Genomic DNA, 25,445 nt, shown 5'->3' with positions numbered 1-25,445 from the left:
GGCGGATCAGCTTTCCAGCCAGACGTCCCGGGCCCAGTGCCAGACCGATTCCCAGGTTTCTTCGGCAATCAGCTCTTCTTCGGCCTGCCACAACACCACGGTCCCGTCTTCTTCGACGCAGTAGTAGTCGTCGCCGTCCTGGCAGATCGGGATCAGGCTACGGTCGACACCGGCATCCCAGGCATTGGCGGCCACATCTGGCAGATAGGTGTGGGACTGCGGATCGGTGACGGTCACGGGTTCCAGGCTGCCGTAGACAACATCGCTGACCGTCAGCAAAAACTCTCTGAATACGAACGGAATATCGATGAACAGCTGCTCTTCGATCTCCACCAGCAAGTCTTCGTCAGGTAACTCCAGTGGAACCGGCACGGGTTCGTTGGCTTCACGCAATTGTTCGATGATTTCTTCCACGTCCGGGATCCTCTTTCTCGATGGCGCGGTTTATATGGAGCGGTTTATACAGTAGCTCGCTATAGATGCAACCGCGAAATAGAAAACCCCGGCCTGAGCCGGGGTTCTTTTATTTCAACATGCAAAACGCGCAGAGGTTCAACTGTTCTGGCGAATACCGGCCACCAGCCAAGGCTGGTCATCGCCCTGGGGACGTTCCATGTTCCAGCTTTCGCTGAACGCTTCGCCTTTGTCGAAGCGCGAGTCCTTCGACACACCGCTGAAGGTCAGGGTGGCGATGGTCTTGTCGGCGCGATCATCGACACCATCCAGCTGTACTTGCAGATTGTCGATGTAGGTCGACTGGAAGCCATCGCCCAGTTCGGCCCGCTCGCGCTTGAGGAATTCCAGCAGTTGCGGGGTCACGAACTCAGAGATCTTGTCCATTTCGTTCGCATCCCAGTGTTGCTGCAGGGACATGAAATGGTTGCGCGCCGCTTCGATGAAGCGCTCTTCGTTGAACCAGGCTGGCGCGTTGATCACCGGACGAGCAGCCACGGGTGCTGCCGAACCGCCGAAGATCGAACCACTGGCCGGTTGCTGGTTGAACACCTCACGTTGCATCGGCGCATGACCGGCCGGAGCCAGTTGCTCCTGCTGCTTGCGACGACGGGCGGCAATGAAGCGGAAGACCAGGAAGGCGATGACCGCCATGATCAGGATGTCGAAGATCTGCATGCCCTGGAAGCCGTCGCCCATGAACATGGAGGCGAGCAGGCCACCGGCGGCGATGCCGGCCAGGGGGCCGAGCCAGCGCGAAGCACCGCTGGCTTTGGTGGCGGCGCCAGCCGCACCGGCCGCGCCCGCAGTAGCCGCGGTAGAGCCGGCCGCAGAGGACGGCGCCATCTGGCTGGTCTGGTGGGTCGGGGCAGCGCCCGAACTTTTACCACCGCCAAAGCGCTTGGCGGCATTGGCGTCGATGGCCATCGTCAGGCCGATGCACAACGCCATGGCGATGCTAAGAAAACGTTTCATATAAGGGCATTCCCATTTGTGGATAGCACGCGCGCCATGTTGCACAGGTGAACTGTTGCTGGCTAGCGGCAGAGTGTTTCGGGCTTTTGCGTGACAGGTTAGGTTCAGCTTCAGCCGCGCAAGAGGGCTTGTTGGCTTTTGGCTGTAGGAAAGGGGGACAAGTTCTATCGGAAAGGCAGCAGGCGTGAGCAATCCGACCTGTGGGAGCGAGCCTGCTCGCGATCGCGGTGGATCAGTCACTGTCAATGTTGCCTGATCCACTGCTATCGCGAGCAAGCTCGCTCCCACATAAAAAGCTTTCAGAACGCCTAGATCGCTTCCAACTTGGCATACCCCAGCATCAGCCACTTGCTGCCTTCGCTGAAGTTCACCTGAACCCGGGCCTGGGCGCCGGCGCCTTCGAAGTTGAGGATCACGCCATCGCCGAACACCGAATGTCGCACGGTCTGGCCGAGACTGAAGCCGGTTTCCGGGATGTCGCTGCCGCCAAACAGACTGCTGGTGCTTTGCTGCTGGCCGCCGCCGAACGGACGGCTGACGCTGTTGGACAGCCGCACCTCCTGAATCAGGCCTTTGGGCACTTCACGGACGAAGCGCGACACCTTGTTGTAGGTTTCGCTGCCGTACAGGCGTCGGGTCTCGGCGTACGTCAACACCAGGTTCTGCATGGCGCGGGTGATGCCAACGTAGGCCAGGCGTCGTTCCTCTTCCAAGCGTCCCGGCTCTTCCAGGCTCATCTTGTGCGGGAACAAGCCTTCTTCCATTCCCACCAGGAACACGTAGGGGAATTCCAGACCCTTGGCACTGTGCAGGGTCATCAACTGGATGCTGTCTTCATGCTCGTCGGCCTGGGTGTCGCCGGCCTCCAGAGAGGCGTGGCCCAGAAAGGCCGACAGTGGCGAAAGCTCTTCGTCTTCCTCGGTGTTCTCGAAGTTGCGTGCGGCGCTGACCAGTTCCTCGAGGTTTTCCACCCGGGCCTGGCCTTTCTCGCCCTTTTCCGCCTCGTGGTAGGCGATCAGGCCGGACTGCTCGATAACGGTCTGAGTCATCAAATGCAGCGGCATGTCCGTGCACTTGGTGGCCAGGTCGTCGATCAGGTCCATGAACGCCTTCAGCGCACCGGCGGCGCGGCCGGTCATGCCCTTGTTGGTGACCAGCTGGCGCATGGCTTCCCACATCGACACATGGCTGTGGCGCGCGTGGTCGCGAATCGCTTCGACGGTTTTCTCGCCAATGCCCCGGGTCGGGACGTTAATCACCCGCTCCAGGGCCGCGTCGTTGCCGCGTCCTTCGAGCAGGCGCAGGTAGGCCATGGCGTTCTTGATTTCGGCGCGCTCGAAGAAGCGCTGGCCGCCATAGATGCGGTACGGGATACGTTCGCGCAACAGGGCTTCTTCCAATACCCGGGATTGGGCGTTGGAGCGATACAGGATGGCGATGTCGCTGCGGGCCAGACCGGTTTTCAGCGCGCTTTCGATGGTTTCCACCACGTAGCGGGCTTCATCGTGTTCGTTGAAGGCGGCATAGAGGTTGATCGCTTCGCCTTCGCCGCCGTCGGTCCACAGCTCTTTACCCAGGCGCCCGGTATTGTTGGCGATCAGGGCGTTGGCGGCCTTGAGAATGCCGGCGGTGGAGCGGTAGTTCTGTTCCAGGCGGATCACTTGGGCGTCAGGAAAGTCCGCCGAATACTGATGAATATTCTCGATTTTGGCGCCGCGCCAGCCGTAGATCGACTGGTCGTCATCGCCCACCACCATCAGGCTGTCGCCGCCCTTGGCCAGCAGGCGCAACCAGGCGTATTGCACGGCGTTGGTGTCCTGGAACTCGTCCACCAGCACATGCCGGAAGCGCTTCTGATAGTGCGCCAGCAGGCCTGGGTGATCGCGCCACAGGTCCAGTGCGCGCAGCAGCAGCTCGGAGAAGTCGATCACGCCAGCCCGCTGACACGCCGCCTCGTAGGCTTCATAGATGCTGCGCATGGTCGCCAGGAACAGATCGCCGCTGGCCTGGATGTGTTGCGGGCGCAGGCCTTCGTCTTTCTGGCCGTTGATGAACCACTGGGCCTGACGGGCCGGCCAGCGCTGTTCGTCCAGGCCCAGCTCACGGATCACCCGCTTGACCAGCCGCTGCTGGTCGTCGCTGTCGAGAATCTGGAAAGTCTGGCTCAGGCCGGCTTCCTGCCAATGCGCCCGCAACAAGCGGTGCGCCAGGCCGTGGAAGGTGCCGACCCACATGCCGGCCGGGTTGATGCCCATCAGTTGCTCGATGCGATGGCGCATCTCGGCAGCGGCCTTGTTGGTGAACGTCACCGACAGGATCGAATGGGGCGAGGCGTTCTCGACCTGGATCAACCAGGCGATACGGTGCACCAGCACCCGGGTTTTACCGGAGCCGGCACCGGCCAGGACTAACTGACGACCCACGGAGGCCGCTACGGCCTGGCGTTGGGCATCGTTGAGGGAGTTCAGCAGAAGGGAGAGATCATCGCGCATCGGGGCATTCTAGGGTGCGGCGGCAGCCCGGGCAAACCGAGCTTTGCCCCAGCCGATAAAAGACCGGTCGGTGATGACCGGTTGGTCATGGGCCACAGGCATTGGCCGGGCTCGCTTGAAGGGCTCGCGACCCAATGAAATAGCGACTTTTTCAGCATTTTTATGAGCTTGGGCAGTGTGGGATGGCCGTTGCCTTGTGTATGCTCGCTGCATGTTTCGGGTTCTCCATGCTCCGCTGAATAAGAACAAGAACAGTGCCTATGACCCTAAATTCCGATCTGGCGGGCCCCTGTGTGGAGCCACGGATCATCTGCAAGCAGTACGCCACGGAAATGGCGGTCGAACGCACAAGGCTGTTGTATCAGGGTTCGCTGCTGCCCACGCTGTTCATGTTGGTCAACGGCCTGGTTTGCGCCGCGTTGTTGTGGGGGCCTTCGCGTCATTTTCAGGTCAGCGTCTGGCTGGTCTGGTTGCTCTCGCTGGTTGCGCTACGGGTCATTCAGGTGGCGGCCTTCGATTCGGCGATACCCAGCCGCCAGGCGCACCCGATATGGTTGCGAATGTTTTTGCTCGGCTCGGCGATGACCGGGCTGACATTGGCCGGAGCGGGTATTGCACTGGTACCGGCCGACAGCTTCCAGCAACAGGCCTGGGTGTTCGGCCTGATTGGCGCGGCCACCTTGTCAGCCAGCGTTGCCTATGCCGTGAGCCTTCCGGCGTTTTTGTCCTTTACCTTACCGTGCCTGTTGCCGGCCATCGGTTATCTGTTCTGGGGCGGCGATGAGCAGCAGCGCGGATGGGGCTGGCTCGGACTGGTCGTACTCGTCTCGCTCAGCGTGGTGGCCTGGCAGGTCAACCGGTTGATACAAAGTGGCATGCTGCGAAGGTTCCAGAATCAGGCGCTGATCGAGCATTTGCAGCAGGCGCAAGCGCGTAGCGCACAGCTCAACGAGGCACTCGGCCGGGAAGTCGAACAACGCCGCAGCGCCGAGGAAAAACTGCGGTCGGCCCAGGTAGGGCTGGAGGCGCGCGTGGTACAGCGCAGCCTCGAGTTGGAGGCGACCAGCCAGGCCCTGAGCAAGAGCGAAGCCCGTCTTGACCTGGCGCTCAAGGCCAGTGAGTTGGGGCTCTGGGATTGGAACCTGCAAACCGACGAAGTCCATCACACTCAGCTCAAGGAACTGTTCGGCCTGGAGCCTGAGTACATCACAGCGATGCTCAGTCACCTGACCCCGCGTCTGCACCCTCAAGACGTGCCGGCCCTCAAACGCGCCCTCGTTGAGCACCTCAAAGGCCGCAGCGAGGACTACCAGATCGAATACCGCGTACGTCACGGCGATGGCCATTGGGTCTGGATCGAAGACCGCGGTCGGGCTGTGGAGCGCAGCCCGAGTGGCCGAGTGTTGCGCATGGTCGGCACCCGGCGAGACATCAGCACCCGTAAAGAACTTGAGCAACAGCGCCAATTGGCGGCCACGGTTTTCGAGGCCGCCAGCGAAGGCATTGTGATTTTTGACCCGCATTACGCACTGCTGGCCGCCAATCAGGCGTTCACGCGGGTCACCGGTTTTAATATCGATGACATGCTGGGACGCAATGTCGTCGATTTGCCCTGCAGTCGTGATGCCCGCCGGCACTACCCGATTATCCGCCAGGCGCTCAAGCAGCACGGCACCTGGCAAGGTGAACTGGTGGAGGCCCGGGCCAATGGCGAGTTGTATCCCCAGTGGCTGCAACTGAACGTGGTGCGCGATGCTCGGGGAAATGTGAGCCATATCGTGGGCTTCTTCGCCGATCTTTCGGCCCGGCGCGAGTCCGAAGAGCGAATGCGCTACCTGACCCATTACGACGAACTCACCGGGCTGGCGAACCGCTCGTTATTCCGTGAGCGCCTGCACGAAGCCCACCAGCGGGTGCGTCAGGGCGGACGACGCAGCCTGGCACTGCTGCATATCGACCTGGACCGTTTCAAGCTCCTCAACGATAGCCTCGGCCATGATGTTGCTGACCAACTGTTGCAGAAGATGGCCCGCCGCCTGATCAATGCGTTGCCCGAAGCGGACACCATCGCCCGCTTGTCTGGCGATGAGTTCGGGGTGCTGTTCGACGCCTACGGCAACCTTTCCAGCCTGGCGCGGGTGGCGACCCGCCTGTCCGCCAAGCTGCGCCTGCCGCTCACCATCGAGGGCCACGAACTGGTGGTCAGCGCCTCGATCGGCATCAGCATGTTGCCCGACAATGCGAGGGAGATTTCCACGCTGGTCAGTCAGGCGAACATGGCCATGCAACATGCCAAGCATCTGGGCGGCAACAATTTCCAGTTCTATACCGACAGCCTCCAGGCCAGCACGCTGGAGCGCCTGCAACTGGAGAATCAACTGCGCAAGGCCCTTGAAGAGCAGCAGTTGAAGGTTTTCTATCAACCCAAATTGTGCCTGGCGACCGGCCGCCTTAACGCCGCCGAGGCGTTGGTGCGTTGGGATCATCCGGTCATGGGCCGAGTTCCGCCGGGAGACTTCATCAGCCTGGCCGAAGAGACCGGGCTGATCGGGCCGATCGGCGAGTTCGTGTTGCGCCAGGCCTGTTGGCAGGCGTGCCAATGGCAGCGTGAGGGGCTGGCGCCGATCAGGGTGTCGGTCAACCTGTCGGTGCATCAGTTGCGCCAAGGCAAGCTGGTCAGCCTGGTTCGGCAAGTGCTGGAGGAAACCGGTCTGGCGCCGCAATACCTGGAACTGGAACTGACTGAAAGCCAGTTGCTCGACAGCGTTGAGCACATCATCGCGACGTTCCAGCAATTGCGCGACCTCGGGGTCAAGCTGGCGATCGATGACTTTGGTACCGGCTATTCGTCTCTGAGTTATCTCAAACGCATCCCTGTGGATTACGTGAAAATCGATCAGGCGTTCATTCGTGGGCTGACGGAGGGTAGCGAAGACGCGGCCATTACCCGGGCAATCATTGCAATGGCCCATGGGTTGTCGCTCAAAGTGGTGGCCGAAGGCGTCGAGCGGCCAGAGCAGCTCGAGTTTCTGAAAGCTGAACAATGTGATGAGGTTCAGGGCTATCTCATCAGCCGACCGGTTGAAGCACAAGGGTTGGCCGCGCTGTTATGGGCTAATCGGGATGATTGCTAGCCCGCCGTTGCTACATGGCGTGCATGCGGCATGAAACCGGGAGATTGAGTTACGGATTGGGCGGGCAAAAAGCCGATTCTTGTAGTATAACTACAAGCTTGCTACATCCCGGCTTCTGCCAATAACAAGAGTCCAATCCCTTGAACCTGTTGCAACACATCGCCCAGTCACGCCATCTGCTGCGCAAGTCGGAGCTGAAAGTCGCCGATCACGTATTGCTTGATCCTGCGGCCGTGATGCACAGCTCCATGGCCGATCTTGCCCACAGCGTCGGCATCAGCGAACCGACCATTGTGCGTTTCTGCCGAGCCATCGGTTGTTCGGGTTTCCAGGACCTGAAACTCAAGCTGGCGCAAAGCCTCGCCGCGGGTGCGAGCTTCGGCCAGTTTGCGATCCATGAAGACGATTCGGTCGCCGACTACAGCCTGAAAATCTTCGACACGACCCTGCATACGCTGATGGAGGTTCGCGAGAAGCTTGATCCGGTGGCGTTGCAAAAAGCCGTCACGGCCATGTCCCAGGCCCAGCGTGTCGAGTTTTATGGTTTCGGTGCTTCGGGCGCGGTGGCGGCCGATGCCCAGCACAAGTTCTTCCGGTTGCTGCTGACGGCCGCGGCTTATTCCGACCCGCACATGCAGGCGATGTCGGCGGTCACGCTGAAGCCCACCGACGTGGCGATCTGCATTTCCCAGTCGGGCCGTTCCAAGGATCTGCTGATCACCGCCAACCTGGTGCGCGAAAGCGGCGCCTCGTTGATCACCTTGTGCCCGAGCCAGACCCCATTGGCCGAGCTGTCCACGGTGAACTTGGCCATCGACGTGCATGAAGACACGGAGATCTACACGCCGTTGACCTCGCGCATCGCCCATCTGGTGGTGATCGATGTGCTGGCGATGGGCGTCGCCATGGCGCGCGGCCCAAGTTTGGTCAATCACCTCAAGAGCGTGAAACGCAGCCTGCGCAGCTTGCGGTTGTCACCCAAGTCGGTGAAAGCGCTGGACGATTGACCGCTGGTCTTGAAGTTGGGGCATCTGTGGCGAGGGGATCTGCGAATTCATCGTTCTGTAACGCTCGCGCCGCCAAACCGTCATCGCGCGCCTTCATCGTAAAGCTCCCGTATACGTCTTGGGAGTCTCGACATGACCCAGTCCTACGAAGAACGCAGCGCCGTCAAAACCCGTCGTCAGCAGGAAGACCAGCGCCGCATGGCGTTCCGTCGTGCCATCGAAGACCGCTGTGAGCAGCGCCAGCTGCTGGCCGAAATCAGCGAGTTTCCGGACGCAGCAGAATTCAACTATTGGCAGGCAACATCGGCGGCTTCCCGTCGAAACGCTCAACCAGGCCAATGATCTGAGCACGCTCGCCGCGAACGAACGCCAGGAAGGCGTGAGCCACCGGTGACAAGCGTTTCGCCCTGGCTTGTACCAGGCACCAACTGCGGTACAGCGGCAGCTCCTCCACCGGCAACTCGATGAGAGCGCCGGACACCATCTCCCGGCTTACGGCGTGGCGCGTCAACAGCGCCACGCCCAGCCCTGCGAGAACGCATTCGCGTTGGGCCTCCGCCGACGCCACTTCCAGCGTCTGGGTGAAGTGCACCCGTTTCTCCTTGAAATACTCCTCGCAGGCCAGCCGCGTGCCTGACCCTGGCTCGCGCAGCAGCAGCGTATACGGCTCAAGGTCTTGCAAGCGCAACGGGCCCATGTGGCACAGCGGATGGTCGGGCGGCGCCACAGCGACGATCGGGTTATTGAGAAATGGCAGGAATTCCAGGCCCATGTCCTGAGGCACCATGGACATGATCACCAGATCGTCGCGGTTGTCCGAGAGCCTTCGGATCACTTGGCCGCGGTTGACCACCGTGAGGTTCAGGTTGACCTCCGGGTGCTGGCGCTTGAAGGCGGCGAACAGGTGCGGCACGAAGTACTTGGCGCTGGATTCCACCGCCAGCTTCAATTGGCCTTGCAGCGAGCCCTGCATGTCCGACAACTGCATGTCGAGGTTTTCCAGGCGCCCGAAGATGTCCCGGCTGGCGCGTTGAAGGGCTTCGGCGGCTTCGGTCATGTAGAGTTTTTTGCCAACGTACTCAAACAGCGGCTGGCCAATCAGCTCCTCAAGTGATCGAATCTGTAGGCTAACGGCCGGTTGTGTGAGAGACATTTCGTCGGCTGCGCGGCTGTAGGACCTCAGGTCGCACACCTCATTGAAAATCTGCAGTTGACGCAATGTCATACGCATCAATGACTTACGCATTTTCTATAGGCTCTCGGGCGGGGCGGATGAGTCAACTATAAGTCTTTGCTTATGCACGACCCAATAAATATTCATTTTTGTTAATCAACAGCCAGGACTAGTGTGGTGCTGCGACCGATTGTTACATCTGGTCACGCGTCGACCTGAAGCTCCAGGTCGTGGTACCACCGGCTCAAGGGAACCTCCAATTGATAACAAAGATCCTGATCGCCAACCGTGGTGAGATTGCCGTCCGCATCGTGCGCGCTTGCGCCGAGATGGGCATTCGCTCGGTCGCGGTCTATTCCGACGCTGACCGTCATGCGTTGCATGTCAAGCGTGCGGACGAGGCCCACAGCATCGGCGCCGATCCGCTGGCCGGCTATCTCAACCCGCGCAAACTGGTGAACCTGGCTGTGGAAACCGGTTGCGATGCGTTGCATCCCGGTTATGGCTTTCTCTCGGAAAACGCCGAGCTGGCGGACATCTGCGCCGAGCGCGGGATCAAATTCATCGGTCCGTCGGCTGAAGTCATTCGCCGCATGGGCGACAAGACCGAAGCGCGTCGCAGCATGATCAAGGCCGGCGTACCGGTCACGCCGGGCACCGAAGGCAACGTATCGGGCATCGAAGAGGCCCTGACCGAAGGCGACCGCATTGGTTACCCGGTGATGCTCAAGGCTACGTCCGGTGGTGGCGGTCGGGGTATCCGTCGTTGCAACAGCCGCGAAGAGCTCGAACAGGCTTTCCCGCGGGTCATTTCCGAAGCCACCAAGGCCTTTGGTTCGGCGGAAGTGTTCCTGGAAAAATGCATCGTCAATCCCAAGCACATCGAAGCGCAGATCCTGGGTGACAGTTTTGGCAACGTGGTGCATCTGTTCGAGCGTGATTGCTCGATCCAGCGTCGCAACCAGAAGCTGATCGAGATTGCCCCCAGCCCGCAACTGACGCCTGAGCAGCGCGCCTACATTGGTGACCTGTCGGTGCGCGCCGCCAAGGCTGTGGGCTACGAGAACGCCGGCACCGTGGAGTTCCTGCTCGCCGAGGGCGAGGTGTACTTCATGGAGATGAACACCCGGGTGCAGGTGGAACACACCATCACCGAAGAAATCACCGGCATCGACATTGTTCGTGAACAGATCCGCATCGCCTCCGGCCTTCCGTTGTCGGTCAAGCAGGAAGACATTCATCACCGTGGCTTCGCGCTGCAGTTTCGGATCAACGCCGAAGACCCTAAAAACAACTTCCTGCCCAGTTTCGGCAAGATCACCCGCTACTACGCCCCCGGCGGCCCGGGCGTGCGCACCGACACAGCGATCTATACCGGCTACACCATTCCGCCCTTCTACGATTCGATGTGCCTGAAGCTGGTGGTCTGGGCGCTGACCTGGGAAGAAGCAATGGACCGTGGCCTGCGGGCCCTGGACGACATGCGTCTGCAAGGGGTCAAGACCACCGCGGCGTATTACCAGGAAATCCTGCGCAACCCGGAATTCCGTAGTGGCCAGTTCAATACCAGCTTCGTTGAAAGCCATCCTGAGCTGACCAACTACTCGATCAAGCGCAAACCCGAAGAGCTGGCCCTGGCCATCGCCGCCGCCATTGCCGCCCACGCAGGCCTGTAAGGAAAATAACAATGTCCAAGAAGATTCACGTAACCGATACGATCCTGCGCGACGCTCACCAATCGCTGCTCGCCACTCGCATGCGCACCGAAGACATGCTGCCGATCTGCGACAAGCTCGACAAAGTCGGCTATTGGTCGCTGGAAGTCTGGGGCGGCGCAACATTCGACGCCTGCGTGCGCTTCCTGAAGGAAGACCCGTGGGAGCGCTTGCGCCAACTGCGCGCGGCGCTGCCCAACACTCGCCTGCAAATGCTGCTGCGTGGTCAGAACCTGCTGGGCTATCGCCATTACAGCGATGACGTGGTCAAGGCGTTCGTGGCCAAGGCTGCGGTCAACGGCATCGATGTGTTCCGTATTTTCGATGCGATGAACGACGTGCGTAACCTGCGGGTCGCCATCGAGGCGGTGAAAGCCGCAGGCAAGCACGCCCAAGGCACCATCGCCTACACCACCAGCCCGGTGCACACCATTGAGGCTTTCGTAGCCCAGGCCAAGCAAATGGAAGCCATGGGTTGCGACTCGGTGGCGATCAAGGACATGGCCGGTTTGCTGACCCCGTACGCCACTGGCGAGCTGGTGAAGGCATTGAAGACCGAGCAGTCGTTGCCGGTGTTCATCCATTCCCATGACACCGCTGGCCTGGCCGCGATGTGCCAGCTCAAGGCGATCGAAAACGGCGCCGATCACATCGACACCGCGATCTCCAGCTTCGCCTGGGGCACCAGCCATCCGGGCACCGAGTCGATGGTTGCGGCCCTTAAGGGCAGCGAGTTCGACACTGGCCTGAACCTGGAATTGCTGCAGGAAATCGGCCTGTATTTCTATGCGGTGCGCAAAAAATACCACCAGTTCGAAAGCGAGTTCACGGCGGTGGACACCCGCGTCCAGGTCAATCAGGTGCCGGGCGGGATGATTTCCAACCTGGCCAACCAGCTCAAAGAGCAGGGCGCGTTGAATCGCATGAACGAGGTGCTGGCAGAGATTCCACGGGTGCGCGAAGACCTTGGCTTCCCGCCGCTGGTGACCCCGACCTCGCAGATCGTCGGCACTCAGGCGTTCTTCAACGTACTGGCCGGTGAGCGCTACAAGACCATCACCAACGAAGTGAAGCTCTATTTGCAGGGCGGCTACGGCAAGGCTCCGGGTTCGGTGAATGAGAAGCTGCGCCGTCAGGCCATCGGCAGCGAAGACGTGATCGATGTGCGTCCGGCCGACCTGCTCAAGCCGGAAATGACCAAGCTGCGTGGCGAAATCGGCGCACTGGCCAAATCCGAAGAAGACGTACTGACTTACGCCATGTTCCCGGACATCGGGCGCAAGTTCCTCGAAGAACGCGAAGCCGGCACCCTGACCCCGGAAGTGCTGTTGCCAATCCCTGAGGCGGGCAGTGTGAGCTCGGCGGGTGGTGAAGGCGTGCCGACCGAGTTCGTCATCGATGTTCACGGCGAAACCTACCGCGTCGACATCACCGGCGTGGGCGTCAAGGCTGAAGGCAAGCGTCACTTCTACCTGTCCATCGATGGCATGCCCGAAGAGGTCGTGTTCGAACCGCTCAATGAGTTTGTCGGCGGCGGCAGCAGCAAGCGCAAACAAGCCACTGCGCCGGGCCATGTCAGCACCACCATGCCGGGCAACATCGTCGATGTGCTGGTCAAGGAGGGCGATGTGGTGAAGGCCGGCCAAGCGGTGCTTATTACCGAAGCCATGAAGATGGAAACCGAAGTGCAGGCGGCTATCGCCGGCAAGGTCACCGCCATTCATGTCGCCAAGGGCGACCGGGTCAATCCGGGCGAGATCCTGATCGAGATCGAAGGCTGAGCTAACAGCCTCGATACAACCGTTTAACCTCGGGGGGGCATGTGCTCCCCTTTTTTTTGCCTGTCAGAACATCATTCGCCATTGGCCCATCAACGCCCCGTTACGGTTGTCCTGACCGGTTTCACCCTTATAACTCACCCCCAGGGTATGCCTGGGCGAAACGGCCAGGTCCAGCCCTGTTTCGAAGAGCAGGCTGTCACGGTCCAGTTCGACGCCTTCGACGGTATACGACTTGCCTGCGCCGACCAGGCCCTGGCGGGAAGCGCCTCGGGTCTCGCCGTAGAGATGTTTCCAACCGAGACTCAAGCGCGGCGTCAGTCGCATGCCCTGGTCAAGAGAGAATGACCGGGCGAGGTGCAGGCCCAGGTTGCTGTGGAAATAGTCCTGGGTCTGACCGTTGAACTGCAACGCCGCGTCGCCACCGTTCTCCGAATAGCGATCGCGTTGGTAGCGTTGGTAACCAAGGTCGATATAAGGCTCGATATCGAAGTGACCGATGTTCAGGTTGTAACCGAGCTGGCCAAAGACCTGCTGCGTATTGGCATCGTAGCGACCTTTGAGGCGATCCCTGAAACCGTTGAAGAGCACATGACGCTTGGTACTGCCGTCATGATTGCCGTAAACGGCGCCCAGGCGCAGCGCCCATGGCCCGTCCTGGCGCAAGGCGTAGGCGCCCAGGTGCCAACTGTCGAGCCGACCATCGAACTGCTGGCCGTCCAGCCGGGTTTGCGTCTTGCCGCCGATTATCCCCAGGCGCCAATCCGGGCTGATGGCCCAGTCGGTTCCCAGCATCACACCTTTTGTCGAGTGTTTCAGGGCATAGCTGCCCAATTGTTTGCCGATACTGCCGCTGTTCCCGATGGCCTGGACCCAGACTTGACCGTCAGCGTGCACGCTCCCGGGGTTTTTCTGGCCCATGGCCGAAAGCATTCCGCTGCTGATCGGCGCGATGCTGCTCAAGGTGGCGTTGCCCAGATCCGCAGTGTTGTAGCCACTCAGTTGGTCGATGGCGCTGGCGGCGGTCATCATATCGCTGCCGAGCAAGGCGTTGATGGCGGCGTTGGGTTTTGCGACTGGCTGGGTGGTTTGCAATTGGCCGGTGGGTTTGGGAGCGGTGCTGGTGATTTTGGGTGGCTCGACGGGTTTGATTGCTGGGGCTTCGATCACTGGTCGGGCACCAGCTGCCAGTGCAACGGTAGGCACGTCGATGGGGGCGGGCGCTGCTGGTTTGACCGGTTGCAGCGCTTCGATATGGGCCGCAAGTTCTTGCCCGTTTTCGGTAGTTGCTGCTTGCTTGAGGGGAACATCGTTGCGCGCGTAAGTCAGGTTGACTTGCGTATCGGTGGGGCTCAGCGTCGCCGTCATGAAGGCCAGATTGCTGGAGACCGTGCCGAACGTTCCTTCGATCTTCCCCGCGCGGATGACCGTGTGCTCGCGCGCCTCAATGTATTCGCCCGGCACGCCGGCGACGGTCAGCGTCGCGTTGTTGAGGAGCGCGGTGCCTTCAACGTTGATCGTGGAGCTACCACCATCTGCATTGACCCCGTAGATCAGCTCGGCAGTCTCCGCCAACGAGAAATCCTGAGTTACGGAGGGTGCGCCTGTTTCGGGGCCGACTTCCAACTGGCCCGCGATACTCAAGAACTCCACAGTGCCATTGCCGCTGAAGCTGGCCTTCTCGCGTACATGAACCTGCCCATTGACCACGCCGGAGTTCGTCATGCTGGCACCTGGCTCGACAGTCACGCGATTGGCGATCACGCCCTGGTTATCCAGAGTGCCGAGAACCCCTACCTGCCCGTCGATTCGACCAGTATTGAGCAACGTGGTGTCTGGCTCGATCACTCCCCAGCCTGCGAAGCTCCCGGTGTGTTGCCATTCGCCTTGCGCAACCTGCAAAGCCATGAAATTTCGGGTTTCAGCCAATATCGGATGCTTGGCGGCGTCCAGGCGCAGAACGTTTTTTCCTCCGCCACCATCAATGATCCCGGGAAATTTTGCGTTTGCGCTGATGATGACCCAGTCATTTTTGCCCGTCCATTTCGCGTCGCCTTTACGGGAAGTGATGGCATTTTGCCGCTTGGTATCCTTAGCTTCGGCGAAGGCCTTGAGGTGCTCTTGTTGCTCGGCGGTTGTGAGGATATCGGCTGATGGCTGAGCCATCGAAACATCGGCGCCGCCGAGCGCCAAGGCGATTGCCAGGGCAAGGTGTTGGGGTGGGTGTAAATGTTGGATAGACATCGAGTGCGGCCTCTCTTGAAAGAAGTCCGCACTTTAAAAATTCCACCCCCGGTCACGCTGCCAGCTAACGCCGCGCCTTGGGCAAGCCACAGCAGATGGAATCTGTAGGCCGGTCGTGTTGCGATCCAGAGATCGTCGCGTTGGCTTCCATGACCTGAAGCGTCGCCCTACAAGATCCTCGGAACTGTCCTGTCAGCTGCGCTTGAGATAAGCCTTCCCATAATGCCGCTCCATCCGCGCCTGGATCAGCTCCAACGCGATGGACATCAACCAGTAAATGATCGCCGCCGTGGTGAGCATTTCGATGTAGCGGTAGCTGGAACGACCATAGGATTGCGCCAGGAACATCACTTCCCAGACGCCCATCACCGAGATCAGGGACGAGTCCTTGAGCATGGAGATGAATTGGTTGGTGGTCGGTGGAATGATGGTGCGCATGGCCTGGGGCAGGGTGACGCGCCAGAAGATCACGGTTTCACCCATGCCCAGCGCAAGGGAGGCTTCGCGCTGGCCATGGGGGACGCCAAGGATGCCGGCGCGGAAGATTTCGCTCAGGTAGGCGCCGTAGTTCAGCGACAGGGCGATGATCCCGGCGGCAATCGCGCCCGGCACCAGCCCCAGTTGTGGCAGCCCGAGGTAGATCAGCAGAATCTGGATCAGCAGCGGTGTGCCGCGAAAGAACGACGCGTAGAAACTGGCAATGCCGAAGGCAACCGCGCTGCTGGACAGCCGCGCCAGGGCGGTGATGAAGCCCAGCAAGGACGAAGCGACGATCGAACACAGGCATAGAAACAGCGTCAGCGCCGCGCCCTGCAGAAAGCCGTTGGGTGCCAGGTGCACGCCCAGCAGATTCGGCAGCTTGTCCAGGATGATGGAGAATTTCAGGTCGAAGCTCAGGAAAAAACTCGCGAACAACACCAGCATGGTTGCCCAGGTCAGGTACAACCGTGTGCGAAAACCGAAGATCTTTTTCAGGCGCGACTCGGCCACCGGTTGCGGTGGCCGAGAAGGGGATGGAAAGGAAGTCATTGGCTGATGTCGGCGCCGATCCATTTTTGGGAAAGCTTGCTCAAGGTGCCGTCCTGTTTCAACTGGGCGAACACTTCACGCACCTTGCTGTTCCACTCGGCGTCGCCTTTTTCGATGGCCACCGAGTTCGGCTCGGAATAGAGCGCCTCGCCCGCCAGTTTGAAGCGTTTGTCTTCGCTCAGGCGCGGCTGCGCAGTCACCAGATTGGTCAGCACCGCGTCCAGCCGCACCCCGGCACCCAGCCCCAAATCCTGGAAGGCCACGTTGTCGGTGTCGTACGGGGCGATCTGCACGTCCTCGAAGGGGTAGCTCAAACGGGTGTCTTCCGCGCCTTCGATCACCAGGTTCTTGTTCAGGTAGCTCTCGTAGCTGGAGGCGCTGGTGAGGCCGACTTTCTTGCCGCTCAGGTCACTGGCGCCATGGATTCTGTCGTCCTTGGCGTTGACCACGATCACCGCTGGCGAAGCGTAATACTGAACCGGGAAATCGAACACCTCGGCGCGGGCCTTGCTTGGCGTCATGGAGCAGATGCAGATGTCGTAGCGCCCGCTCCAGCGCCCGGCGGCAATCACGTCCCAGGAGGGGGTTTCCAGGCGCAGCTTCACGCCCAGTTTTTCAGCGACCGCTTTGGCAACATCCACGTCAAAACCGTCGAGCTGGTTCTGATCGTTGAGGAATGAGAAGGGCGGATAGCTTTCCATCAGCACGCCGACCAGTTCTTTTTTCTGCTCGATGCGATCCAGCGTGGCGCCAGCGAGCGCTTGTGACGAAACGGCCAGTAGAGTCAGGCCGAGGGCCAGCAGCGGTTGAAATTTCACGAGAGATCCCTGGCTGAAAAATAAGTTGTGGTTAACCGATGGGTGCGTATTAAATAGTTATAAGAAGGACTCCGGTAGTGAGTATTTTTCATAAGCTTATGAGTGAATCGCATATGGGCGCAGCAACGATAGTCATCCTTGATGGCGGCATGGGCCGCGAACTGCAACGCCGGGGCGCCCCGTTCCGACAGCCCGAGTGGTCGGCGTTGGCCTTGAGCGAAGCACCGCAGGCGGTCGAAGCGGTACACGCGGCCTACATCGCCAGCGGCGCCAACGTGATTACCAGCAACAGCTACGCCGTAGTACCGTTTCACATCGGAGAGGAGCGCTTTGCAGCCGAGGGCCAGGCATTGGCGGCGCTGGCTGGGGAGCTGGCGCAGCGGGCGGTACAGGCCTCAGGCAAATCAGTACGGATTGCCGGGTCGCTGCCACCGTTGTTCGGTTCCTATCGACCCGATTTGTTCGATGCTTGCCGTGCCAATGAATTGCTGGCGCCGCTGGTGACAGGCCTGGCGCCTCATGTTGACCTGTGGTTGGCCGAAACCCAAAGCTCGACGGTTGAAGCGCGAGCGATCCACGCCGGGCTGCCGAAGGACGGCAAGCCGTTCTGGCTGTCATTCACCCTGAAAGATGAAGACACCGATGAAGTGCCGCGCCTGCGTTCCGGTGAGCCGGTGGCGGACGCGGCGGCAGTGGCCGCCGAGCTCGGCGTCGAAACGCTGCTGTTCAATTGCAGCCAACCAGAAGTGATCGGCGCAGCAATCGATGCCGCGCGGGACACCTTCGAGCGTCTGGGGGTGAAGATCCACATTGGAGCCTACGCCAACGCGTTCCCACCGCAGCCGAAGGAGGCGACGGCCAACGACGGGTTGGACCCGCTGCGCGAAGACCTTGATCCACCAGGGTACCTTCAGTGGGCGGCTGACTGGCGCAAGCGCGGGGCAAGCCATCTGGGCGGCTGCTGCGGGATTGGGCCGGAGCATATTGCGGTGCTGGCGCAAAAGCTGGTCTGAGCCTGGTTCATCGTAATAACTCTATGGCGAGGGAGCTTGCTCGCGCTGGGCTGCGCAGCGGCCCTAAGAACTTGCGGTTGCTGCGCAACCGAGCGCGAGCAAGCGCCTTCGCCACGGAGTCGTGAGATTCTGCTGACATTTGGACTTACGCTTTTCCCCGAACCCTCTAACCCCTCCATACATATGTATGTCATTTCCGCTCGAACGGCGCGATAGGGTCCCAGCCCTGATCACAACCGGACACTGAAATGACTGTTTTCTCTGAAAATGAACGTGGCGTGCCTTCTTTCGCGCGCTTGAAACCCATCAGCCTGTTACCCAACGGGAGCCGATTTCAACCCCATACATTTGCCGATCAATGGTTAGCCCAATGGGGCCTCACCGGCGAGGCGCAGGTTCAGGTCACTTATCTGGAGGTCGAGACTGTTGATTCGGCCGCTGAACGCAAAACCGCCGCGGTGGCGTTGCGGGACGCCGTGACACAAGGCTTTCTGAGAGCCCATCAAAGCCGGGCTTCCTCCTCCGCCTTGTCCCCGCGAGAGGGCTGGGTTTATCCCCACCGAAGTCAGATGTCCCTGGACTTTTCGTCACTGCGGGCCAACGGTAAAGCACTCTCGCAAGACGTCCTGCAGCAATTGCGAGCCGGCATCGAGCCCGGTTATCAGGGCACTGGACAGCCCCTCATCACCGAGGTGGATGCTCACGGCAATCTGCTCGGCGCCCGTGAAAAAGAGCAGCTCCGGCAATTGGGGCTTCTGGATGCCAATCAGGTGAAGCTGGCCCGGTTGCTCGCCGCGCTTCCAACGTTCGACACGGTACTCAAGAGTCTGCTGGTCGGCAGAATCAAGGCAAAGCTTGCGCAAGGGAAATTCCGTGCCTCGGCGTTTGAGCACCTGGACCCGGATCACTGCTACGTGAACCACTTTAGCGTCGACTCGATGGGTAAGCGTGCGTTGATCTCCTCGCAGCGCTTTACCGACGTCATGTTGAGCTGCCTGACAACGGACACACGGCCCACCTACACGGTCGATGGCGTGGGATTCTTCAGTCGTGCGGATACGGTGGAAGAGGCTGACAGCCTATTTGTCAGCCCATTGGATCGGAAAACTGCAGCGATCATGGAGTCGGCATTCTATGTCGCTCAACCGGCCACCAACGAAAGTCTCAAGCGGCAGTTTCAGGATGACCTCCTTGCGTTTCGCACGGGTAAGTACGTAGCGGACTGGCTCGATACACCAAGCCCATCCACAGCTGAAGCGGCGCTTGCTTTTTTGCTGTCCCGGCGCTTCTTGTATTTGTTCGATCTGTACAAGGCTGATCGGGATCCGGCCCTCCAATTGACTCTGAGTGAGCGCAACCTGCAGAACGATGAGGATCGCCTGCTGGACCTCATCACGACCCATCCTCGCATGACGGACAGAAACCGCCTGTTGCGGGCGCCCATTCCCCATGTTTATGCCGTCATGCTCGACATGGGTGCCGCAGCGCCCCGCAAATGGCCCGCTGCAATGACCATCAAGCGGGCCGATCAGTCCGCATTGTTCCTGTACTCGCTGGAAGGAGGGATCCAGAAATTCCGTTCCTTCAAGGATCTGGTCAATAAGGTCAGCCCTGTCTATGAGGGACAAAAACGCAGGATTCGGGATATCGCCTCTGAATTGTCTGGACACGCCTTTGAAATCGCCGCAGATGACCTGCTGCGGTTTCAAAGTGCCGCGCTGGAAACGTTTCTGAATGCGCCTGTAAACGAAACACTCGCCTTGCCTGCCTTTGCCCTGAATGTCGAAAATGCGCTGGACCTGCCCATGCTGTCCCTTGCCGGGCCACTGGCTGCGCGCCAGGAAACCCTGGTTGAAGACAATCGCCCCGATTTCTTTAAAACGGCAACCTCTGCGGAAAAATCGCATTATCGCGGTCTGGAGCTGCTGGTATTGGAAGCCGCCTATAAATCGGCAGCTAGTGATATCCAGACGTTGTTGCAGTTCACCCGCCAGAAGATCAGGCAATATCTGCAAAAGGTCGTGCACGCGGACATAGACCCCGATCCGGACCTGTCCATGGTTACGTTTTTCTATGGGAAGAGGGCCAACCCGGGGCAGTCCCGTGTCAGCAGCCTGACCCAGTTGCTATTGGATAACCTGCGACCGTCTCAGCACCCGAATGCAATGAGGGAGGTACTGAGCGCCTACCTGATCGATTCCGACGGCGAACGTATCCGCAACCCGGCCAACGGCTATTTCATTACGTTGAGCGGGCGCGAACTGGCCAAGATGGTGACGAGCATCGATGCCGGTGGCAGTTATGAGGCCATGCTCAGGGAGCAAATGAATAAACCGGCCTACAAGAAGGCCTGGCAGACAGCGTACCTGGCCAATCTGAAATTCAAAGGCTATGAGGCCTCGCTCAAGGGCGACGCAGTGTTCAAGGCCATGGTGGTCGATAAGGCCTCCAACCCACCCAAATCAACGAAGAAACTCGCCCTCTGGCTGGACGCTGTCCTGAGCTCGCCGTCGGTAGAGGCCCGCGCCTCCGTCATGGGACGCAGCGTGCATGTGTACGGTCTGATGTTGGGTGGAAGCATGGCTGTCGGCGGCCGGCACGCCCATATGGGCAATGCGGTCAGCATCAATGGTGTGCTGGTGTTTTCCGATCAGGAAGGGCCGGATATCAAGGGCACCGTGGGGGTTTATTTTCCCGACAGTCCCGAGGGCGAGGACTTCCACGAGTTTGCCGATCTGAGCGAGGGCGTTGCCGAGCTGTTGTCACGGGAGGATTGGCAGGCGTATTTCCGTTCGCGTATCTCCACGCGTAACCCTTCCGAGATAAAACGCACGCTGGGGCAGCAAGGGGGGCGTCCGCTGATTCGCGGTTCGTTGATCACCGGCGATCTTCTTGAAGCCCTCCACCGGGCGCACATCAACTTTCACAGTGCCCATGCCGATCAACGCTCCAACAGTAACCGCGATGTCCGTCATCAAACCTATGGCAGGTTCGGGCAGATGGCGATCGAGGTTGTCATGGAGTTGGCCGGTATGTTCCTGGCGCCGGGTTTCCAGATGCTCAAGAGCGCCGTCAAGACCGGCTTGCTGGTGTACAGGACCGGGGCTATTCCGCTGAACCTGAAGACTCTGGCGCTTGTGCATGCGGTAGCGAACCATGGCGGATCGCGTCTTGCCCGAGGCACCGTGCCCTCCCGGGGCCAATCTTTTTTCCGCGCGGTGACCGCGCGCCAGAGTCAGGATGAAGCGCTGTCCGGGTTGCCATTGGACATGGCGATCTATGCTCCTTATGCGGTGAAGGATGTCTCGGTGATCCGTGGGCTGACCGCGGACGCGCGAGGCTTTTATCGTGCAACGATCAACAATGTGGCCACCGGCAGTGTGACGGCTCGCCCCGTGTATGTGCGACAACCCGACGGGATGGTGTTCCGTGTGCATGACCACACGAAGCTGGATGCAACCGAAGCCACTCTGGTCAACCCGATGACGGGGCTGGACATCCGCTCCAGTGGGGTGATGCGCAGCACCGTGGCGCGCATGTCCGATGGGCAGTGGCGTGCCGTGGGCTTTGGCCGGGGCGGCGGCAAACGGCCGGCGCAGACGCCTGCCCAACCGGGCCCGTCAAAGAAGCCTGCCCTATCGGTTTCCGCTGTTTCCAATTCGATACGCACGCCGGGCAGTTGGAACAATCGGATCATAGACCTGGTGCCGTCAATCATGACGCGCCTGGCGATCTGGCCACAAAACCGCAGCTTGCTGATCATTGATGAAATATCCGCACAACGTGCCTGGTCGGTGCGTTTTACCCCGGGGCAACATGAAACGATTTATCCGGTGGCCGAGCATCCGGATAGAGCAGATACAGATGTCGTTTTGAGACGAACCGGTCATGACCATTACAGTTTGCTCTTGGGTGAGCGCGTGGTGGATATCGATGCCGATGGTGATTGCCTATTCAAGGCCTTGGCGGCTGGGTTGAATGAAGGGCAGGCCCAGGAGACGTTCACGATGCAGGGGCTGCGCGATGCGGCAGCCGATCATGTCGATCTACATCCGGAGTTGAGTCAATACGTGGCGCCGCCAGTCTCCAGAGTGCAGCAAGCGCTTTTTGAGAATGCGCCATCGCTTGTCAATCTTCTGGACAATGCGGCGATGCTCGATCTCACCCGGATCGTCTACGGAACGCCCAACCCGCAGCGCTTGTTCCAACCGACCTTGGATTACTTGGACCTGCATGCAAACAGAACTGTTCGTATGGCAATTACTGCGGCACCAGGGACTAAGTTACCTCCTGAGATCCTGCAGGAAGTCGGCCGCATGTTATCGCCCCGGCCCCCGGCAAATCTGGCGGCAGGCACCAGCGGCCCTTTTTCCGCGCAGGAAAAAGTCACCATGAAGCAACTGTTCGAGGACATTCTGCTGCCGCCTGTCGATGATCAGAACATTCTTCGGCTGCTCGGTGACAAGTACCTGCTGGTTTCCAAAGACGTGGCCCACATCATGCTGGAGTATGGGCTCACCGCCCGGCAGTTGGTCGGTCATCATCCCCGCAATAGCCTGGCCTATGTCAGGCATGAGGAGGCGCTGCACGATCATCTGGACCCGGATGAGCTAGAAACGCTGCTGGACGGTGCCCATCTCGTGGATCGCAATGATCTGGATGACGTAAAAGACCAGCTGATGCGCGTTCGGGACAAGTTCGTCGATGACGATGCTGAGCTGTTTGATCAGTTCATGTATGCCGACATGGTCGAGCGGACCGTTGATTTATTCAGAACGGCCCTTGGGCGTTTCCCTGATCTGCTGCGGCGGGCCAACATTATCCTGAGATCCCGCGTTATCGCTCACAACCTCGGTGGCATGTTGTCCGTGAGTGACGTCGCGAGGTGGATCCGTAATCCGGCGCTGTCCGACAGGCGCTTTGAACTCATTGCCGCGTATGCAGACGCCCGTTATGCCGAACTGGAGCGTACGGGACGCATCGACCTTGACTGGATGCAGGTGTTCAATGATCAGAACCTGCAAAACATTCTCGTTTATCGACCTAATTTGATGGCGTTCATGAAGTTCCTGGGCGGGGCGCGGAAGAACGTTGAGAGCATAGACGTACCTGCCGTCGCGAAATTGTTTAGCCCTCCAGGGGAGTTGCCGTCCAATAACCGGGTGGCCATCTTGTTAAATACCCCGGGTTTAGTGGGGAACCTTATGCGTCTGCGAGCCGATTACGCCATGCAGATCTGGCTCGACCTGATTGGGCCGCATTTTAGCGATGCGACTATTCGGCAGGCGCTTGGACGACCGGGGTCGCTGCGTACTGGACTGGAATTTGGATTGGCATTAAGAGAAAGCCTGGGGGCAGAAGAAGCCCGTGCGAATCGAATCATCCAGACCCTGTTCGCCATCGGCCAACGACGGGCCCAGCTCTATCTCTACAACTTTAACTTCCCAGCTAACCGCTTGGGGCATAGCCGTCTGGATTTTGCCGTGTACCTGGAAAGTCATCTGAGCATCCCGCAATGGGCCTGGCAGTATGCACGACGGGGCGTAACTCCTGACTCGCTCAAGCAGTTTGGTGAGGTGAAGCGCAAGTCGGAGTGATTTGACGGTGGGCAGGCGACGAATGTGTCGACTGCCCACTAGCCATCGCGAGCAGGCTCGCTCCCACAAGGGATTGGCGGCGAATACAGATTCTGCATTCGCCCTGGGCTCCTGTGGGAGCGAGCCTGCTCGCGATAGCTGACTGTCAGGCGAAACAATTCAAGAGCGACACTCCACCAACCCAAGCACCTGCCCACCCGCGCTCTGGTTCTCCTCACTCAGCCAGCGCTCGAATCCTGCCCGGATCGCCGGCCACTCCGAATCCAGCATCGAGTACCACGCGGTGTCGCGGTTCTGGCCCTTGACCACCATATGCTGGCGGAACACCCCTTCAAAGGTGAAGCCCAGCCGCTCGGCGGCGTATTTGGAACGGGCATTGGCGTTGTTGCACTTCCACTCCAGGCGCCGATAACCCAGAGCGAAAGATTCCTTGGCCAACAGATAAACCGCCTCGGTGCTTTTCGGCGAGCGCTGCATCGGCGCGCCGAAGGTCACATGGCCGATCTCGATGCGGCCTTGTGCTGGCACGATCGACATCAGGCTGAGGATGCCCTGCACCTCGCCACTGGCGCGGTCGATCACGCTGAAGAAATACGGGTCGACGTTGGCGGCGTGATTGGCCAGCCACGCATCGAACGCGCTGCGATCCTTGAACGGGCCGTAGGGCAAGTAATCCCAGAGTTTCGGGTCGGCACCGGGCCCTTCGAGGGCTTGCCACAGGCCGTCGGCATGGCGCGCCGGATCGAGTTTTTCCAGGCGGATGAAGCGCCCTTCGAGCAACTGCGTAGACGGCGCCGGAGCGCCTTTCCAATCGGCAGGGGAAATCGACATGCTGCGCTCCTTACAGGGCTTTGCGAAATTGAATGAAACCCGGGCGTTCGGCGATGCGCTCATAGAGCTGGATCGCCGTCGCGTTGGTTTCGTGGGTCAGCCAATGCACCTTGCAGCAACCATCGGCCTTGGCGGTGGTGTAGACAAATTCGATGAGCTGGCGACCGACCCCGGTGCCGCGGCTGTGCTCTGTCACCAGCAGGTCTTGCAGGTAGCAGGAGTTTTCGATGCTCCAGTTCGACCGGTGATAAATGAAATGCACCAGGCCTACCGCCGTGTCGCCGTTCCAGGCGAGGGCGCCGTGGGTCGGTTCGCGGTCATCAAGCAGACGTTGCCAGGTGCTTTGGCTCACGGCCTGCGGCAGTTCGGTGTTGTAGAAACGCAGGTAGGCCTGCCACAACGGCAACCAGGCGGCGTGATCGTCAGCGCTGACGAGGCGGATCTGGGGATGGCTCATGTTCACTCCTTGGAGGATAGGTCATGCATCAGGTGTGCGAGGGCCTGGTCCTGCGGGTCCAGGCTGGCGGCAAGACCCTGGCGCACCCCGCTGATGTCCGCGGGGCTGCGGTTCTGGCTGAGTTTGCGTTTGCCTTCCAGGCGCTGGATGGGCAGGGTGAAACCGACGATGGCCTTGAGCATGCTGTCGATGTACTGCGCCGGTGCATCATCGATTTTCCAGGGCTGGGCGCGGCCGGCTTCGTGACGATCGGTCAGGGCGCCCACCAGGTTACGCAGGCGATGGGGATCGCTGAACACCTCTGCGCGGCCATAGGCGTGTACGGCCAGATAGTTCCAGGTCGGCACGACTTTGCCGTGTTCGGCCTTGCCGGGGTAGAAACCGGGGCTGACGTAGGCGTCGGCCCCTGCGAAAACCACCAATGCTTCGGCACCGGCTTCCAGGTCATGCCATTGTGGATTGGCCCGGGCCATGTGGCCGTAGAGGCTGCCATTGGGGCCTTGTTGCGGGTCCAGCAACAGTGGCAAATGACTGGCCTGCAAGCCGTGTTCACCGTGAGTGATCAATACAGCCAGGCGGCAATCACCCATCATGGCATGCAGTTGGGGCAGGTCTTCGACGACAAAGGCTTGTGGGTTGTACATGACGATTTTCCTTGGCGAATGCGAGCATCCTAGGCAGGCTATTGGTCTGTTGTAAGAGCCACTTATGACCAATTCGATAGGTCC

At 60.0% G+C, this 25,445-nt stretch carries 18 protein-coding genes; 8 read left to right on the top strand and 10 right to left on the bottom strand.

The annotated features are described in order from the left end of the window. Positions 1 to 6 precede the first annotated feature (6 nt). From MKS85_RS16705 to uvrD, 3 genes are all read right to left on the bottom strand, one after another. Positions 7 to 414, bottom strand: coding sequence for an SMI1/KNR4 family protein (locus MKS85_RS16705; RefSeq protein ID WP_003187120.1), 408 nt, complete (start codon positions 412 to 414; stop codon positions 7 to 9). 138 nt (positions 415 to 552) lie between these two features. Continuing rightward, positions 553 to 1,428, bottom strand: coding sequence for a Tim44 domain-containing protein (locus MKS85_RS16700; protein WP_139048672.1), 876 nt, complete (start codon positions 1,426 to 1,428; stop codon positions 553 to 555). A gap of 308 nt (positions 1,429 to 1,736) precedes the next feature. Next, positions 1,737 to 3,920 carry a DNA helicase II gene (uvrD, locus tag MKS85_RS16695; RefSeq protein WP_047226695.1) on the bottom strand — a complete coding sequence of 728 codons (2,184 nt, stop codon included), beginning with the start codon at positions 3,918 to 3,920 and terminating at the stop codon, positions 1,737 to 1,739. A 260-nt stretch (positions 3,921 to 4,180) separates the two neighbouring features. On the opposite strand from uvrD, the gene MKS85_RS16690 reads away from it, so the two are divergent. The 3 genes from MKS85_RS16690 (at position 4,181) to MKS85_RS16680 (ending at position 8,403) form a co-directional block, all read left to right on the top strand. Next, positions 4,181 to 7,054 carry a bifunctional diguanylate cyclase/phosphodiesterase gene (locus MKS85_RS16690; protein WP_076383197.1) on the top strand — a complete coding sequence of 958 codons (2,874 nt, stop codon included), beginning with the start codon at positions 4,181 to 4,183 and terminating at the stop codon, positions 7,052 to 7,054. A 140-nt stretch (positions 7,055 to 7,194) separates the two neighbouring features. Beyond that, entirely contained in the window at positions 7,195 to 8,061 is an 867-nt protein-coding gene (gene hexR / locus MKS85_RS16685) for a transcriptional regulator HexR (protein WP_003187110.1), read from the top strand. 132 nt (positions 8,062 to 8,193) lie between these two features. Next, a complete protein-coding gene (locus tag MKS85_RS16680) occupies positions 8,194 to 8,403 on the top strand; it encodes a PA3496 family putative envelope integrity protein (protein WP_047226697.1) in 210 nt (69 codons plus the stop codon). Here the strand turns inward: MKS85_RS16680 and MKS85_RS16675 are convergent. Next, a complete protein-coding gene (locus MKS85_RS16675) occupies positions 8,345 to 9,307 on the bottom strand; it encodes a LysR family transcriptional regulator (protein ID WP_047226698.1) in 963 nt (320 codons plus the stop codon). The two genes, MKS85_RS16680 and MKS85_RS16675, sit on opposite strands and share 59 nt — an antisense overlap. 188 nt (positions 9,308 to 9,495) lie before the next feature. On the opposite strand from MKS85_RS16675, the gene MKS85_RS16670 reads away from it, so the two are divergent. Both MKS85_RS16670 and oadA read left to right on the top strand, forming a co-directional pair. Further along, positions 9,496 to 10,911, top strand: a complete 1,416-nt coding sequence (locus MKS85_RS16670; RefSeq protein ID WP_047226699.1) for an acetyl-CoA carboxylase biotin carboxylase subunit — start codon at positions 9,496 to 9,498, stop codon at positions 10,909 to 10,911. Positions 10,912 to 10,922: 11 nt separating this feature from the next. Continuing rightward, the gene (gene oadA / locus MKS85_RS16665; protein ID WP_047226700.1) at positions 10,923 to 12,731 is read left to right on the top strand and encodes a sodium-extruding oxaloacetate decarboxylase subunit alpha; all 1,809 of its coding nucleotides are present in this window, start codon (positions 10,923 to 10,925) and stop codon (positions 12,729 to 12,731) included. A 63-nt stretch (positions 12,732 to 12,794) separates the two neighbouring features. On the opposite strand, the gene MKS85_RS16660 is transcribed toward oadA, so the two are convergent. Beyond that, complete coding sequence (locus tag MKS85_RS16660) at positions 12,795 to 14,453, bottom strand: autotransporter domain-containing protein (RefSeq protein WP_257220619.1); 1,659 nt, start codon at positions 14,451 to 14,453, stop codon at positions 12,795 to 12,797. Between MKS85_RS16660 and MKS85_RS16655 the strand changes: the two genes are divergently transcribed. Beyond that, a complete protein-coding gene (locus tag MKS85_RS16655) occupies positions 14,418 to 14,882 on the top strand; it encodes a hypothetical protein (protein ID WP_310663031.1) in 465 nt (154 codons plus the stop codon). The two genes, MKS85_RS16660 and MKS85_RS16655, sit on opposite strands and share 36 nt — an antisense overlap. Before the next feature lie 282 nt (positions 14,883 to 15,164). Here the strand turns inward: MKS85_RS16655 and MKS85_RS16650 are convergent, their stop codons facing one another. Together MKS85_RS16650 and MKS85_RS16645 are read right to left on the bottom strand one after the other, a co-directional pair. Next, positions 15,165 to 16,001 (bottom strand): amino acid ABC transporter permease, encoded by an 837-nt coding sequence (locus MKS85_RS16650; RefSeq protein WP_188251885.1) that lies wholly within the window; start codon positions 15,999 to 16,001, stop codon positions 15,165 to 15,167. Beyond that, a complete protein-coding gene (locus MKS85_RS16645; protein WP_188251884.1) occupies positions 15,998 to 16,819 on the bottom strand; it encodes an ABC transporter substrate-binding protein in 822 nt (273 codons plus the stop codon). The genes MKS85_RS16650 and MKS85_RS16645 overlap by 4 nt, the downstream gene beginning before the upstream one ends. A gap of 113 nt (positions 16,820 to 16,932) precedes the next feature. Between MKS85_RS16645 and MKS85_RS16640 the strand changes: the two genes are divergently transcribed. Together MKS85_RS16640 and MKS85_RS16635 are read left to right on the top strand one after the other, a co-directional pair. Then, positions 16,933 to 17,832, top strand: coding sequence for a homocysteine S-methyltransferase family protein (locus MKS85_RS16640; protein ID WP_047226704.1), 900 nt, complete (start codon positions 16,933 to 16,935; stop codon positions 17,830 to 17,832). 248 nt (positions 17,833 to 18,080) lie between these two features. Beyond that, positions 18,081 to 23,429: a dermonecrotic toxin domain-containing protein gene (locus MKS85_RS16635; protein WP_310663030.1), complete on the top strand. Its 5,349-nt coding sequence runs from the start codon at positions 18,081 to 18,083 to the stop codon at positions 23,427 to 23,429. A 159-nt stretch (positions 23,430 to 23,588) separates the two neighbouring features. Here MKS85_RS16635 and MKS85_RS16630 read toward each other — a convergent pair whose 3' ends face one another. The 3 genes from MKS85_RS16630 to MKS85_RS16620 are packed head-to-tail and all read right to left on the bottom strand — an operon-like array spanning position 23,589 to position 25,361. Continuing rightward, entirely contained in the window at positions 23,589 to 24,260 is a 672-nt protein-coding gene (locus tag MKS85_RS16630; RefSeq protein ID WP_310663029.1) for a GNAT family protein, read from the bottom strand. Between the two features lie 10 nt (positions 24,261 to 24,270). Next, on the bottom strand, positions 24,271 to 24,717 hold the full coding sequence (locus MKS85_RS16625; RefSeq protein WP_281459698.1) for a GNAT family N-acetyltransferase: 447 nt from the start codon (positions 24,715 to 24,717) through the stop codon (positions 24,271 to 24,273). 2 nt (positions 24,718 to 24,719) lie between these two features. Then, entirely contained in the window at positions 24,720 to 25,361 is a 642-nt protein-coding gene (locus MKS85_RS16620; protein ID WP_310663028.1) for an FMN-binding negative transcriptional regulator, read from the bottom strand. Between the last annotated feature and the right edge of the window lie 84 nt (positions 25,362 to 25,445).

The sequence above is a fragment of the Pseudomonas sp. JL2 genome, from assembly GCF_031570495.1.
GTDB lineage: Bacteria > Pseudomonadota > Gammaproteobacteria > Pseudomonadales > Pseudomonadaceae > Aquipseudomonas > Aquipseudomonas rhizophila.
The sequence above is the reverse complement of the archived record's forward strand: the minus strand, read 5'-3'. Positions and strand labels throughout refer to the sequence as shown.